Here is a 14,279-nt window from a genome sequence, read left to right on the forward strand (position 1 = left end):
CCGCTGCCCCCGGAGCGCCGGATGGGCAGGGAACGCAAGCGCGCCAAGACCGCCAGCAGGCGCAGCAGCCGCAGAATCCGCAGCGCGGGCAGGCGCGCGGGACGGGCTTCCACCCCGCTCCCGGACACCACCATGGCCCCACCAGCGATGGGCTCCCCGCCAACCTCGGCCTCTTCGCCTGGCACGGGCCTTTCTCCAAGTAGACGCATCTGACCTGCACCTTCAAGAACATCTGCCCTCCTCATACCAATGGTATGAGGAGGGCAGACATACATAAATCACCTCTCGAAACCCCTCTCTACGCCCCGCACCCGATTTTCTGCCACGCGCCGCTGTGGGATGGTGTGCCCGAAGGCTTCGGTCTGGCACATCCCGCCTCGGGCGGCCGCCACGCCCGAAGCCGCAGGCAGGGGGAAAGACGGAAGGAGAGGGAGTGTGATGGCAGAGAAAAGAGACTATACCACCGTCGAGCACAAGAAGCCTTATCGCTACGAAGAAGACGGGCTCCACGTGACCAGGGGGTGCGGCTGGTCGGCACCGGGATGCCACCTGGGGTGCGGGGTCCTTTTGTACACCGACGACGACGGCCGGCTCGTCAAGGTGGAGGGAGACCCGGAAAACCCCTTCAACCAGGGGCGCCTGTGCGTCCGCTGCCTCGACTTGCCCGAGGTCGTCTACTCGCCGGACCGCATCCTGCACCCCTTGAAGCGCGACCGCGGAAATCGCGGCAAGGACCGGTGGGAGCAGGTGGGCTGGGACGAGGTGCTCGACGAGATCGCCGGGATAATCCTGGAAGCCAAGGAAGCGTACGGCCCGGAATCCGTCGCGTTCTACTCCGGGACCGGGCGCGACATCGGGCAGTACATCACGCGCCTGTGCTGGGGGTTCAACAGCCCCAACTTCGTGTTCATGATGTCGGGCCAGTCGTGCTACTCGCCCCGCGTTGCCGGCTGCTTCTCCACCTCGGGGTCGTTCTGGGTCGGCGACTACGCGCAGCAGTTCCCCGACCGCTACGACAACCCGCAGTGGGAGCAACCCGACCTCATCGTCATCTGGGGCAACAACCCCGTCGTCTCGAATTCCGACGGCCTGTACGGGCACTGGGTCGTCGACTGCATGAAGAGGGGCACGAAGGCCATCGTCATCGATCCCCGCCTTACCTGGCTCGCCTCGCGCGCCGAGCTCTTCCTGTAGATCCGCCCCGGCACCGACGGCGCGCTCGCCCTCGGCATGGCGAACTACCTCGTGGAGAACGACCTCTACGACCGCGAGTTCGTCGACCTGTGGTGCTACGGCTTCGAGGAGCTGGCGGAACGCGCCCGGGACTACCCGCTTGACGAGGTCGCCGAGATCACGGAGATCCCGGCAGAGGAGATAGCCGCCGCGGCCCGCCGCATCGGGGCGGCCGAGCGGGCCATCCTCCAGTGGGGCGTCGCCATCGACCAGATCAAGGAGACCATCCCCACGGCGCAGGCCGTGCTCGCCCTGTTCGAGATCACCGGCAACATCGGCAAGCCCGGCACGATGCAGCAGCCTGCGAGCATCCTCAACTATGCCGCCGGCTGGGGCTCCGAGTTCCTCACGCCGGAGCAGGAGGCGAAGCGCATCGGCCAGGAGGCGCACCCGCTCATCAAAATGGGCTTCCAGGAATGCGTGACCGACGACTACATCAGGTGCCTGGAAACGGGCGAGCCCTATCCCATCAAGGTCGCCTGGATGCAGACCACCAACCCGCTGGCCTGCACGGGCGTCGACGCGAAGCGCACCCTCGCCGCGCATATGAACATCGACACCATCGTTGTCGTCGACCTGTTCATGACGCCGACGGCCATGGCGCTGGCCGACTACTTCCTGCCCGCCTGCACGTACGCGGAGCGCAACGGCCTGCGCATCGGCGATGGGGCGCAGCGCGCCGAGACCATCAACAAGGCGATAGAGCCCCTGGGCGAGTCGAGGTCCGACATGCAGATAACCCTCGACATCGGCAAGCGCATCTCGCCTGAAGCCTGGCCGTGGGAAACCGTGGAGGACCTGTTCTCCGACATCCTGGAGGAGACGGGGCACTCCTTCGAGGAGATGCAGGAGCTGGCACCCGGCTACCCGCCGTTCGACTACCGCATGCACGAGAAGGGCCTGCTGCGCACCGACGGCAACCCCGGCTTCCAGACCGCAACCGGGCGCATCGAGCTGTGGAGCACCCTGTACAACTCCCTGGGCCTCGACCCGCTCCCCTCGTACGAGGAGCCCGTCCCCAGCCCTCGGTCCACGCCCGAGCTCACCGGGGAGTACCCGCTCGTGCTCACCACGGGCGCCCGCGTCTGGAGCATGTTCCACTCGGAGCATCGCCAGATACCGCGCATGCGCGCCCTTCACCCCGAACCGCTCGTCTACGTCAACCCGGCCACGGCCGCGCAGCACGGCGTGAAAGACGGGGACTGGGTGTGGCTGGAGAACCAGCACGGACGCTGCAAGCGCCAGGTACGCGAGACCCCCATCGTGAACGAGCGCACCGTGAGCACCGACCACGCCTGGTGGCGCCCGGAGGCGCCCTGCGAGCTCGACGAGGGCCTCTACGACCTGTGGGACCTCACCGTGGAGAACCTCCTGCCCTACGACTGCGGCACTTCCGGCTTCGGCGCGAACTACAAGAACACGATCTGCAAGATGTATCCGGTAGGGAAGGAGAATAGGCAATGGGAGCAAAAGGATTGCTCGTCGATTACGAGTGGTGCTCGGGCTGCCACACCTGCGAGGTGGCCTGCCAGCTTGAGCATGGCTACCCGAGCGACCAGTGGGGCATCAAGGTGCACGAGGTGGGCCCGTGGGAATACGCCCCGAAGACGTGGCAGTACAGCTATCTGCCCGCCCCCACCGACCAGTGCGACCTGTGCGCCGACCGCGTTGCGAAGGGTCATGAGCCCACCTGCGTGAAGCATTGCCAGGCACAGGTTCTGAAGTACGGGGACCTCGAGGACCTGGCGAAGGAACTTGCCCGCAAGCCGAAGCAGACCCTGTTCTCCTGCGAGGCAGAGGACTAGACCAACGATGCTCGTGCCGGCGCCCGACACGAGGGGAAACGACCGCCAGGCGCCGGCACCATCAAGAAAGGGGACACAATGAGTAAGAAAAACCGGGCGTGGATTCCCGTGTGGGCCATCATCATAGCCAGCGTGCTCATAGCGTTCGAGTACGGCAAGGTGCCGCCCGCCGCCCCGAACATGATGGAGGTGCTCGGCATCTCCTACACCACCCAGGGCCTCATGATGACGATGTTCTCCATCGCGGCCGTCGTGATGGCGCTGTTCGGCGGCGCGCTCATGGACCGCTTCGGCGCGCGCAAGGTGGTGAGCATCGCCCTGCTCGTCTCCATCGTGGGCAACATCGCAGGCCTGTTCTGGACCAGCGACGCGGGCATCCTGGTAACGCGTGCACTCGAGGGCTGCGGGTACGGCGCGGCCATGACCGCCGGGCCGGGCATCATCGCCATGTGGTACGAGCCGAAGAAGCGCGGCCTCGCCAACGGCGTGTGGGGCGCGAACGTCGGCTTCGCCATGATGATCGTGACGCTTTCCGCCACCCCCATCATGGAGAACGGCAACTGGACCGGCATGTGGGTGTTCGGCCTCGTCGGCGCCGTGCTGGCATTCCTGCTGGTGATCGTCTGCGTGAAGGCTCCCGCCGAATCCGAGCGCAAGGACCTGGAAGAATCCGCCGGCGCCAAGGAGAATCCCGAGAAGCACGGGGTCCTGTGGGGCTACCTGGCGCCGCTGTCCCTCCTAAGCGCTGTCATGTTCTTCCTCGTGGGCGGTGCGACCGACGCGTTCAACGCCTTCACCATCCCGTTCCTGAACGTGGAGAACGGCTGGACCGAGGGCGCGGCGAACCTGTGCGCGACCATCGCGGCCGCCGGCATGCTGGTTGGCGGCACGGCCATGGGCCTCGTCCTCGCGCGGACGAAGGACAAGGGCCTGCTGCTGTTCATTGACATGCTGGTGTGCGCCATCGGCCTCTTCCTGTGGTTCAACCTGGACATCGGCGTGGTGGGAACGTACGTCATCGCCTTCGTCCTCGGGTGCTTCCTCGGGGCAGCCCCGACCGTCTTCTTCGCGATGGCCCCCGAGGTCGCGCGCTCGCCGAAGACGGTGGGCGCCGCGACCGCCGTCGTGGTGCTCGGGCAGAACGGCGGCACGCTGGCGGTGCCTGCCATCGTCGGCATGATCCTCGACAGCGCCGGCTACGGGGCGGCGGCGATGGCCATGGGCGGGCTGTCCCTTGCGGCGTGCGTCATCTGCCTCCTCGTGTTCCGCCGCATCTACAATAAGAGCATCCGCAGCACGCGCGAATAGCGACAGGCCGCATACGCACGTTAAAACGGCGGGCATCGGTTTCGGCCGGCGCCCGCCTTGATGATTCGAGAGGGGGTACTGTTGTGAGGGAACATTGCTTTCCATGCCGAAACTGCGGGAAATGCCATCCCGCCTACCGCGAGGGGCTGTGCCCCTGTGTGCCTGGGCATGAGCAGAAGCGGCGCGAAGACCTGCGAGACGTGCGGCTTCGTCTTCCCCGAACCGCCGGGGACGAAAGGAGGCTTGGGCAGCCTTCGCCGCGCTGCGCACCATGACGAGGTTTAGCCGAGACCACAGGAGAAGACCGTGACTGCTCAAGAGAGGCAACTGCCCCCCGCCAACAAGAACGTCGAGCCGACGGAAGGCGACGCCCGCGACCTGCTCATCGGCAACAGCTCGAGACGCGTGATCTTGGGCATCGTCGCGCTGGCTGCCTACTGGGCCTGGATCTTCTCGATATTCCATGCGAACGTGCTGAACCCGTTCGCCACGGCGGATTTCAGCGCCTACCTCCTGCTCTGCGTGATCGTGGCGGGCGCCTCCGCGCTCAGCATGGTCGTCTTCGCCTTGGCCGGCTGGCACCTGTAGCATGTGGTCGACCGCCTTTGGTTCGGAATCGGCGTCGCGCTGCCGTCGATCCTGGCGGAGGTCCCGGCTTTTCTGGGGCAGATGGGAAGCGAGCTCGGCTTCCTGCAGGCAGGCGTGCTCTTCGCCCTCGGGGGGCTTGCGTCCTCGTTCGTCTATCTGAAGACCGGTCCCTTCTTCGTATGGCTGCGGCGCGCCAAGCTCATGCGCAGCATCGCGCTCGCATTCCTGCTGGCCTCGCTTTTGTATGTTCTTCCGCTGTTCATGGACCCCGTCGTGGGCATTGTCATGATAGCCTCCTTCCCCGTTGCCTCCGTTGCGTGCTCGCATTTGGCAAGCAAGGGCATCGGCCCGAAACGGCTCGAAGATGCCGCGTCCTACCGTGCCTACCTCGAGGCGGTGCTCGACCGGTTCCGGGAATTCGTTCCCACGTTGCCGCGCACCCTCCTGTACACGCTCGTATTCGGCGTGACCTCCTATACCGTGCTCAGCCTTGCCGTGGAGAACGGGCTGGTGGTGGTGATTGCCGCCTCGATCGCCGTATCGTCTTTGGCGTTCGCGGTGTACGTTCTGTCGAAGAAGGTGGAGGCCGACTCCGACCTGTACCGCATGCTCCTGCTTCCGCTCATCGCCTTGGCGGTGCTGCCGTTTCCCTACGTGCCGGAGATGCTGAAGGTCTTCTTCCTAGCACTGATCATCTTCGGGTTCACCTGCTACGATGCCATCACCTGGGGCGATCTGGCCGACGAGATAAGCGACCGCCAGCTGCCGGTGTACGCATCCTACGCACCGCCCACCATCGGCAACTTCGCGGGTATCTTCATCGGGTGGTCGGTCGGGGCGCTGCTGTACGCCGGGCTGGGAAAGGCGGGGTTTGACACCGGGTACGCCATCTTCTCCATCGTCATCGTGATCGCCCTGGTCATGCTGCTGGTGTGGGACCTCGTGAAAAGCCGCAAGGAGGAGTCCGGCGAGCCGCAGGCGGACGCGTTCTTGGACAAGTGGAAGGCGGCGTGCGCCGAGATTGCGGAGGCGTACGAGCTGACCAACCAGGAGACGCGGATACACACGATGCTGGCGCGCGGGCGAAACCAGCACTACATCGCGGAAGAGCTGGTCATCTCGCCGCACACCATCAAGACCCACACCTACCACATTTACAAGAAGCTGGACGTGCATTCGCAGCAGGAATTGATCGACATGGTGGAGGCCAAGCTGTAGGTGAGACGGGGGGAATCCCCCGTCTCACCGTTGCCAGTCGGTGGAGCCTATCTCGGCCAGCGAGAACGCATGGCCGTCGTAGCCGATGCGCGTGACGCTGGCGTTGGGGATCTTCGCCGGGTCGTTCACGCGCGCAGGGTCCAGCAGGTACACCAGCGTGCGCACCACGAACGAGTGCGTGACCACGAGCGCGTTGCCGCCGCCGGCCAAGCGCACGGCCTCGCCCGCCTCGGCGAAGAAGCCGGAGAGACGCCGCTCGATGGCATCGAAGCGCTCGGCACGCCCCGACGTATCGGCACGCGCGAGCACGTCGGCCACCTCGGGCAGGCGGCGGTTGTGCTCCTCGAAGCCCAATTCCGCGCCGAACCCGCGGGCAAGCGCCGCCCGCAGCTGGTCGCCCGGCTCTCCCTCCAAATCGCCGTAGCACCACTCGCGCAGGCGCGGGTCGTGCGCCAGGGGAAACGGCGTCTCGGCGCAGAGCAGGGTATGCAGCGCACCGTACTCGATGGCCGAAGAGGGGCCGTTCGGCACGCAGGTGGGCGGGAAGGTCTCGGGAGGCGCGTACGCCTCGCCACGTTGCGCGGCCCGCGCCCCCAGCAGCGCGTCGAGCGTCTGCACGGCCCGACCGCTGTCGCTGGAGAACGCGGCGGCGAAGTCGACGTCGGCCAAACGCGGCCGAGCGCCTCGGCGGCGCGCACGCCCTCGTCCGTGAGCGGCGTGTCGCACCAGCCCTGCACCTTGCCCATGACGTTGAACAGCGTCTGGCCGTGGCGCACCACGTAGAATGTCACGGGCGCCCCTTCTGCACCGAAGCGGGCAGCAGGAAGCAGGCTGCCGTCCTGCACCGTCATGGCAGCTTGCACACGTCGACCCACGTGCAGGGCTCGGCGCAGCGCTCGAGCTCGTCGGGCGAGAGGCGCACGGCGCTCGCCGCGCTGCCGGCCGCCGGGTACACCGTGTCGAAGCGGCGCAGCGACTCGTCCAGGAACACGTCCACGCCCTCGTTCACGGCGAACGGGCACACCCCGCCCACGCCGTGGCCGATGAGCGGCTCGGCCTCGTCGGCGGCGAGCATCTTAGCCTTGCATCCGAACTGCGCCTTGAACTTGGGGTTGTCGATGCGGGCGTCGCCGGCCGCCACCACGAGCGCCACCCGGTCACCCACGTGGAACGACAGCGTCTTGGCAATGCGCGCCGGCTCGCAGCCCACGGCAGCCGCCGCCAGCTCCACCGTTGCGCTAGACGTGTCGAACTCCAGCACGCGGCCGTCCATGCCGCGCTCGCGCAGGTAGGCCTTCACCTTGTCGATGGCCATCGCTACTCCCCTTCGTACTTCGCCAGAAACGCGCGGGTGCGCTGGTGCTGCGGGCGGTTGATGACCTGCTCGGCGGGGCCCTCCTCCACGATCACGCCGCCGTCCATGAACACGATGTGGTCGGCCACGTCGCGCGCGAAGCTCATCTCGTGCGTCACGATCACCATGGTCATGTGCTCGGCGGCCAAGTCTCGGATGACCTTGAGCACGTCCTTCGTGAGCTCCGGGTCGAGCGCGCTCGTGGGCTCGTCGAAGAACAGCACGTCGGGGTCGAGCGCGAGCGCGCGGGCGATGGCCACGCGCTGCTGCATGCCGCCCGACAGCTCGCAGGGCACCTTGTCCTCCGTGCCCGCCAGCCCCATCTTCGCCAGCAGGGCGCGCGCATGTTCCATGACCTCGTCCTTCGGGCGCTTCTGCACGTGCAGCGGCGCGTCGGTCACGTTCTTCAGCACCGTGTAGTGCGGGAACAGGTTGAAGTTCTGGAACACCAGGCCGAAGCGCGTCTTGGCCTCCTTGAGCGCGGCCTTGCCCGCGTAGACGGCGCGGCCGGCCGCATCCTCCTCGGCCACCACCAGGTCGCCGTATGCCAGGCGCCCGCCGTCCAGCGTCTCCAGCAGCGTGCAGCAGCGCAGAAGGGTGGACTTGCCGCCCCCCGACGGCCCGATCACGGCCACGACCTCGCCCCGGCGCACCGAGAGCGAGATATCCTTCAGCACCGGCGTGCCGCCGAAGCTCTTCCTCGCGTGCTCCAAGAGCACGAGCGGCTGTTCGCTTGTCACAACTTCCAGCTCCTTCCAGGTCCACCAAAGTCAGCGAGGGTTTCCGCAGCGTCGGCCCGATCAGCCCTTCGTCAGAGCGGCGAAACCATCAGTCATGGTAGTAGTTCAGCTTCTTCTCGATGCGCGTGAGCACGATCTCCACAATGAAGTTGAACACCCAGTAGATCACGCCGGCGATCACATAGGGAAGCATGCTCACCTGCGAGGCGGCGATGGCCTTCGCCTGGCTGAACATCTCCATGATGCCGAGCACGAACGCGAGCGACGTGTCCTTCACCAGCGTGATGATCTCGTTGCTCATGGCGGGCAGGATGCGCTTGACCACCTGGGGAAGCACGATCTTCATGAACGTCTGGAGCTTCGAGTAGCCCAGCACCTCGGCCGCCTCGTACTGCCCGCGCGGGATGGACTGGATGCCGCCGCGGTAGATCTCGCCGAAGTAGGCCGCGTAGTTGATGATGAAGCCGATGGAGCACGCCCAGTACTTCCAGTCGCCCCCCATGTTGAGACCTAACAGGTAGTAAGGTCCGAACATGAGCGCCATGAGCTGCAGCATGAGCGGCGTTCCCCGCATGACCGAGATATAGAAGCGCGTGACGAGCGCTATGGGCTTGAAGCGGCTCATGCGACCGAACGCCACCAGCACCCCAAGCGGCAGCGAGCCGACAAGGGTGACGAGGAAGATCTGCACGGTGAAAGCCAATCCCGAGAGCAAGAGTTCCATCATCGTCGCGAATTCCATGTCCGGCCTTTCTCAATCATCACAGGTCCATCAAAGTCAGCGAGAAGCGCTGACGTGCCCCGGATTGCCCCGTTTCGCAGCCGAGCGTGCTTGTGCACGTGAGGGCAAGCGAAAAAGGGGCAAGCGGGGTGCGTCAGCGCTTCGCAGCGTCGAGCAGTCTCGGCGGCCGGCAGGCCGCCGGAACGCTACAGAACCCAGTTGTCGTAGGTGATGCCCTGATCCTCGTACTTCGCGCAGAGCTCCTTGACGAAGCCCTCCTCGTCGAGCTGCTTGAGGGCGTCGGTCACCTGCTTGGCGAGCTCCGTGTCGCCCTTCTTGAAGCCCACGGCGTAGTTCTCGGGAGCGAGCACGCCCAGCTTCACGTAGGCGTCGGGCTTGGCAGCCATCTGGAAGCTCGCGATGGACAGGTCGCACGCCACGGCGTCCACCATGCCGGACTCGAGCTGCATGAAGGCGTTGTTGTAGTCGCCGATGGTCTGCAGTTCCTTGAACGTGGCGGCAAGCGCGGCCTGGCCGCCCTCCTCCGCGTTGTCGTTCTCGAGCACATGGAGCGCCGCCGAGTCAACCTGCGTGAGCACCGTCTTGCCGGCGAGGTCCTCGAGGTTCTTGGCGCCGCTGTCCTTCTTCACGACCACCACCTGCTCGTTGTACATATACGGCTCGGAGAACGTGTAGTCGTCCTCTCGGTTTTCCATGGTGAAGCCGTTCCAAATGCAATTGATGGTGCCGCTGCCGATGAGCGCGTCCTTCGCATCCCAATCGATGGGCTCCAGCTTCAGCTCCCAGCCCATCTTCTCGCACACGGCCTTGGCAAGCTCCAGGTCGAAGCCCGTGAACTGGCCGTCATCGCCCACGTAGCCGTAGGGCGGGTAGCCCTGGTCGAAGCCCACCGTGAGCGTGAACGGGGCGTCGCCCGCCTTGCCCTCGTCGCTCTTCTGCGCGTCGCCGCCGCCCGAGCAGCCGGCCAGCATGACGGCCGCCAGTGCGAGCGTCGCCGCAGCAACGACGATGCCCTTGAGTTTCTTCTTCATAGGTCCGTTCCTCCCATGTCCCTGCGGCCCGACGCCCGCCTCCCCTGGCTGCGCGCCCCTCGACCGCTTTTCTACTTTACTGCGCTAAAGCGTTGCTGGCAGTATAACACAGCTCCCGGGAAGGGGAAGAGCCCGAACACGGGAATGCACGGGAATACGCCGCACCCGCCCGGCGGGCGGCAGGCGTGTGCTACTTCCGCACGCCGGAGACGGTTTGGTCGACGATGCTGTCCATGACGTCGGCGGTGAGCATGCCGGCCGCGTAGCCGAACACGTACCCGTCCTTGTCGATCATGAACGTGGTGGGGAACGAGCTCACGCCGAACGACGAGAACAGCTGGCCCGTGGTGTCCATGAGCACGGGATACGTGATGCCGTACTCGTCGACGAAGGCCTTGACCTCGTCCACGCCCACGTCGCTGTTCTGCGGATGCTCGGGCGTCTTGGGGTTCGCCACGCCCAGCACCACCACCTCGCCCGCGTTTTCCCCGCGGTCGCGGTACAGCGCCTCGATATCGGGTATCTCGCGCTGGCACGGCCCGCACCAGGTGGCGAAGAAGTTCAGGAACACCGTCTTGCCGCGGTAGTCGGACAGCCTGTGCTCCACCCCGTCTTGGTCGGCCAGCACGAGGTCGGCGTTCGGGGCCATCCTCATGCCGTCCTTGGAGGCCGCGCCCGCGTCGGCCGAACCACCCTCGGATGACCCACCGGACGCGCTGCCGGAGCCGGTGCCTTCGCCGCCGGTGCTTCCGGTGCCGTTGTCACCGCTCGCCGCACCGCCCGCGCCCTGGTCGGCCGGCTGCTCCTGCGCGGCCGGAGCAGCACCGAAGCTCGAAAGGTAGCTGGTCACGCCGTTCATCCACCCGGTCGCGGTCATCACGCCCATGACGATGAGCAGCGCGCCGCCCACCTTCACCGTGTACTTCACCACGTTGCCGTGCGTGCGGAAGAACCGCAGCACCTCTCCCGTGAACAGGCCCACCGCCAGAAACGGCAGCACGAACCCGACCGTGTACACGCCCACGAGCGCGAAGCCCGTCGCAGCCGACGCGCTGGACGACGCCATGAGCAGCACGCTGGCCAGCACCGGTCCCACGCACGGCGTCCACGCGAAGCTGAACGTGAAGCCCAGCACAAGCGCCACCAGCGGGTTCATGGCAAAGCGCCCCAGGTTGAACGGCAGACGGCGCTCCGTCTCGATGACGCGCGTCTTGCCGAAGGCTCCCAGCATGTACAGGCCGAACGCCGCCATGATGATGCCGGCCGCCACCGAGAACACGCGCTGGTTGCCTGTGAAGAACTGGCCGAGCGCCGTGAACCCGAAGCCCAGCAGGAAGAACGCGAAGCTCACGCCCACGACGAAGAACAAGGTGTTCACCAGCACCTTCTTGCGCGGGTACGCGATGGTGCCGTCGTCGCCCTCGACACCCGCCCCGCCTGCGAGATAACCCACGTACAGCGGGATGAGCGGAAGCACGCAGGGCGAGAAGAAGCTCAACAGGCCCTGGACGAACACGGTGAGCGCCGGAACGCTCGTCTCAAGCGAGAAACCCATGGTTGCTCCTCATCGGTCGTCGTCGGCGCGGGGCCGAACGCGGGAGGGGATGCGGCGCTACGCGGGCTTTGCCGCGGACGCCCCGCCGAAGATGCGGTCGTCGATGGACGCCACCGTCACCTGTTTCAAGCGCTCGCGGCAGCATTCGTCCAGCTCGGCGAATATGCCGTCCATGATGCCGCCCATGCCGGAGGCCACGAGGCACTCCTTGTCGGCATCGCCGCTGTGCCAGCGCGCCTCGACGAAGCGCACGCCCAGCGCCTCGGCGATGGACGCCAGGTCGGTGCCAACCGGGTCGGCCGCGAACCGGTAGCCCCCCTCGTTGCCTTCGCGCGTCTCCACGAGCCCCGCGCGCTTGAGCGGCGCCATGACCTTGCGGACCCGGGCGGCGTTCGTGCACACGTTCTCCGCCAGCGCCTCGCTCGACACGACGCCCTGCTTGTGGTTCAGGAACACCAATGCGTGCACCGCCACGATGAAATCGCTGTTCAAGTTGACTCGCCCGCCTTCGCTCGCACTCGGCGCCTGCGCCGGACTGCTTACCTAACTGTTCACTTTACTTATACAGTATGTTCTGTACAAAGAAAAGGTACAGTTCGCGAAAGGCACGAATAATCCGCCGGCGACCGCGTGCGGCTTACCGCTTCAGGCTCGATAGGATGCCCGGGCGCGCGGGCGGGTTCGGCAGGTAGATCAGCCGGGGCTCGAAGTCGAACAACTCCTCGGTGGCCACGATGGGGCTCACCGTCAGGCAGTCCTTCAGGCAGGCATCGGCGCACAGGTTGCACTGCACGCAGTCGGCCGCCGAGAACTCCAGGAAGCTGCCCTCGCCCTCCTCGGGCACGAGGTCGCTCTTCTTGAGCGCGCCGGTGGGGCAGAACACCGCGCACATGCCGCACGACGAGCACGCCTCGGCATCCACGTGCACGCTGCCGAACAGGCGCGTGTCTATCTCGGGCGCCACCGACGGTCCCAGGCTGTCCATGGCATCCAGCACATGCATGCGCCGCACGGGATTGAACTGGGGCAGCGTGCCCGCATCGGACATGCGCAGCCTGTCGCGCAGCGACGGCACGTTCGCCATGCCGGTCTTCTTGAAGGCAACCTCCACCGTCTTCCCGGCCGCATCCAGCGCCGTGCCCTTGGCCTGCGAGAAGAAACCGCGGCGCGAGGCGCCCAGCAGGCTGCGCGCGTCCTCCAGCAGCACGTCGTCCGGGAACGCCGAGGCGCGCTCCACGCGGATGGGCGAACCCTGGGCGGCCAGCAGCTGGTTCGCCGAGGCCACCGTGGCGTCGATGCCCGGCACGCACGCACGGAACTTGCAGGTGGCGCAGGTGCCGTCCACCAGCAGGATATCCTCCACGCCGCGGGCCGCCAATTCCAACAGCACGCTCTCCTCCATGCGCGCCAGGCACGGCACTTCCGCGAACTTCGTGGGGTCCCCCTTGCGCTTCGAGGCGATGCGGGCGCACGCGAAAACAGCGCGGCCGCCCGAGGCCACCACGGCGTCGGCCACCGAGGCGGCCAGGTCCTCGTCGAGCGGGGCGAGCGGGATGAGCGCCTCGGTGGGGCACACGGTGGTGCAGGCGCCGCACGCCACGCACCGTTCGTTGTCGAGGGCGAGCACGTTGTCCTTCGCGCCCACGGCATCCGTCGGGCACGCATCGGTGCACTTCCGGCACGAGGAGTGGCGGTTGCGCACCACGGTGCAGCGATCGGGCGCCAGGAACACGGCCTTGCTCTCCAGGGCCTCGGCCACTTCCACGATGTCGATGAGGTTGGGCATGCCTATCCTTCCAGGAACGACTCCTCGAGCGCGTGCAGCTCGTCGGGCGTGTTCGCGTTGATGAAGCAGCCGCCCATGGGCTCCGCCTCCAACACCTTGCTCTGCGGGAACTCCAGCACCTTCACATCGTCGAAGAACGCCTGGGCGCGCTTCTCCCCCCGGTCGAGCGCGCGGCGCACGGCGGGCAGACAGGCCATGCGGCGGTACAGGGCATGGAACGGCTCGTAGCCGTGCTTGTTCACGGGCACCACCACGTCGGCGCCCGACTCGTTCATGGCCAGCGCCTCGGCCACCACGAGCGACCCCGAGGCGAACACCATGTCGCACGCCACCACGGCCACGTAGGGGTTGCGGGCGGCCTGCATGGCCGTGTAGAGGCCGGGCAGCGCGCCGCGGTAGTCGAACGCGTCGCACACGAGCTGGATGCGGTACTGCGGGAACTCGGCGTGAAGAAACGCCAGGTTGTCCGGCTCGTTCGTGGTGATGACCAGGTCGTCGGACACCGGGGCCAAGCGCTCCACGAGGCGGCAGATGAGCGGGCGCCCCGCGAAGGGAACGGTGGCCTTGCTACGCCCCATGCGCCGGCTCTCGCCGCCCGCCTGGATGACCACGGTCACGCGCGGGCGCACGTAGTGCTCCTCCACGAAGTCGGCGAGGCCGGCCACGTCGCACAGGTCGAACGACGGGACGTTGTACAGCTTGGCGGCATGCACGGCCTCGGCGATGTCGGTGACCACGGCCACCGTGTCGGACGTGGGCAGCTTGTTGGAGATGTCCACGTGGTCGGGGTGCTGCGTCTTGAAATGCTCGCCCACCGCCGAAGCATCGGCCGGCACGTCGTCGCCCTCCATGACGCGGCGCAGCGCTTCGCGCGCGTCCTCGTCGTCCGCGGGCGGCACCGTGCCGCGCGAGAACTGCG

General features: G+C 66.6%; 13 protein-coding genes and 3 pseudogenes. 5 read left to right on the forward strand and 11 right to left on the reverse strand.

Annotated elements, in window-relative coordinates; genetic code table 11:
* Positions 1–185, reverse strand: a 185-nt coding sequence (locus GPA_RS19935; RefSeq protein ID WP_231847555.1) for a hypothetical protein, incomplete at its 3' end; no start/stop codon positions are given.
* Positions 186–438: 253 nt separating this feature from the next.
* Here GPA_RS19935 and GPA_RS03775 point away from each other — a divergent pair.
* The 5 genes and pseudogenes from GPA_RS03775 to GPA_RS03795 all read left to right on the forward strand — a co-directional run.
* Positions 439–2,526, forward strand: a pseudogene (locus GPA_RS03775) (molybdopterin-dependent oxidoreductase); the annotation flags it as partial.
* A 167-nt stretch (positions 2,527–2,693) separates the two neighbouring features.
* Positions 2,694–2,921, forward strand: a pseudogene (locus GPA_RS20605) (oxidoreductase); the annotation flags it as partial.
* Between the two features lie 195 nt (positions 2,922–3,116).
* Positions 3,117–4,346 carry an MFS transporter gene (locus GPA_RS03785; protein WP_041239002.1) on the forward strand — a complete coding sequence of 410 codons (1,230 nt, stop codon included), beginning with the start codon at positions 3,117–3,119 and terminating at the stop codon, positions 4,344–4,346.
* 306 nt (positions 4,347–4,652) lie between these two features.
* Positions 4,653–4,934, forward strand: a complete 282-nt coding sequence (locus tag GPA_RS03790) for a hypothetical protein (RefSeq protein ID WP_041239004.1) — start codon at positions 4,653–4,655, stop codon at positions 4,932–4,934.
* A gap of 81 nt (positions 4,935–5,015) precedes the next feature.
* Complete coding sequence (locus tag GPA_RS03795) at positions 5,016–6,152, forward strand: helix-turn-helix transcriptional regulator (protein ID WP_156790918.1); 1,137 nt, start codon at positions 5,016–5,018, stop codon at positions 6,150–6,152.
* Positions 6,153–6,176: 24 nt separating this feature from the next.
* Here GPA_RS03795 and GPA_RS03800 read toward each other — a convergent pair whose 3' ends face one another.
* The 10 genes and pseudogenes from GPA_RS03800 to mobA all read right to left on the reverse strand — a co-directional run.
* On the reverse strand, positions 6,177–6,821 hold the full coding sequence (locus tag GPA_RS03800) for a histidine phosphatase family protein (RefSeq protein ID WP_083808903.1): 645 nt from the start codon (positions 6,819–6,821) through the stop codon (positions 6,177–6,179).
* Between the two features lie 53 nt (positions 6,822–6,874).
* Positions 6,875–7,003 (reverse strand): annotated as a pseudogene (locus GPA_RS20610) (hypothetical protein); the annotation flags it as partial.
* On the reverse strand, positions 7,000–7,467 hold the full coding sequence (locus tag GPA_RS03805) for a YbaK/EbsC family protein (protein WP_015538984.1): 468 nt from the start codon (positions 7,465–7,467) through the stop codon (positions 7,000–7,002). The pseudogene GPA_RS20610 and the gene GPA_RS03805, both read right to left, overlap by 4 nt.
* A gap of 2 nt (positions 7,468–7,469) precedes the next feature.
* Complete coding sequence (locus tag GPA_RS03810; protein ID WP_041239008.1) at positions 7,470–8,246, reverse strand: amino acid ABC transporter ATP-binding protein; 777 nt, start codon at positions 8,244–8,246, stop codon at positions 7,470–7,472.
* An 88-nt stretch (positions 8,247–8,334) separates the two neighbouring features.
* Positions 8,335–8,988, reverse strand: coding sequence for an amino acid ABC transporter permease (locus GPA_RS03815; RefSeq protein ID WP_015538985.1), 654 nt, complete (start codon positions 8,986–8,988; stop codon positions 8,335–8,337).
* Between the two features lie 185 nt (positions 8,989–9,173).
* Complete coding sequence (locus GPA_RS03820) at positions 9,174–10,019, reverse strand: transporter substrate-binding domain-containing protein (RefSeq protein WP_015538986.1); 846 nt, start codon at positions 10,017–10,019, stop codon at positions 9,174–9,176.
* Positions 10,020–10,209: 190 nt separating this feature from the next.
* Entirely contained in the window at positions 10,210–11,574 is a 1,365-nt protein-coding gene (locus tag GPA_RS03825) for a redoxin family protein (RefSeq protein ID WP_015538987.1), read from the reverse strand.
* 57 nt (positions 11,575–11,631) lie between these two features.
* Complete coding sequence (locus GPA_RS03830; RefSeq protein ID WP_041239010.1) at positions 11,632–12,066, reverse strand: RrF2 family transcriptional regulator; 435 nt, start codon at positions 12,064–12,066, stop codon at positions 11,632–11,634.
* Positions 12,067–12,211: 145 nt separating this feature from the next.
* Positions 12,212–13,360 carry a 4Fe-4S binding protein gene (locus tag GPA_RS03835; protein WP_015538988.1) on the reverse strand — a complete coding sequence of 383 codons (1,149 nt, stop codon included), beginning with the start codon at positions 13,358–13,360 and terminating at the stop codon, positions 12,212–12,214.
* Positions 13,361–13,362: 2 nt separating this feature from the next.
* A partial coding sequence (gene mobA / locus GPA_RS03840; protein WP_041239012.1) for a molybdenum cofactor guanylyltransferase occupies positions 13,363–14,279 on the reverse strand: 917 nt, incomplete at its 5' end.

Source organism: Gordonibacter pamelaeae 7-10-1-b (genome assembly GCF_000210055.1).
Lineage (GTDB): Bacteria > Actinomycetota > Coriobacteriia > Coriobacteriales > Eggerthellaceae > Gordonibacter > Gordonibacter pamelaeae.

Bases quoted from the DNA above. Each gene is read 5' to 3' on its own strand.
- GPA_RS03835 (WP_015538988.1), bottom strand. From the start codon at position 13,360: ATGCCCAACCTCATCGACATCGTGGAAGTGGCCGAGGCCCTGGAGAGC.
- GPA_RS03785 (WP_041239002.1), top strand. From the start codon at position 3,117: ATGAGTAAGAAAAACCGGGCGTGGATTCCCGTGTGGGCCATCATCATA.
- GPA_RS03820 (WP_015538986.1), bottom strand. From the start codon at position 10,019: ATGAAGAAGAAACTCAAGGGCATCGTCGTTGCTGCGGCGACGCTCGCA.
- GPA_RS03825 (WP_015538987.1), bottom strand. From the start codon at position 11,574: ATGGGTTTCTCGCTTGAGACGAGCGTTCCGGCGCTCACCGTGTTCGTC.
- GPA_RS03795 (WP_156790918.1), top strand. From the start codon at position 5,016: ATGGGAAGCGAGCTCGGCTTCCTGCAGGCAGGCGTGCTCTTCGCCCTC.
- GPA_RS03815 (WP_015538985.1), bottom strand. From the start codon at position 8,988: ATGGAATTCGCGACGATGATGGAACTCTTGCTCTCGGGATTGGCTTTC.
- GPA_RS03805 (WP_015538984.1), bottom strand. From the start codon at position 7,467: ATGGCCATCGACAAGGTGAAGGCCTACCTGCGCGAGCGCGGCATGGAC.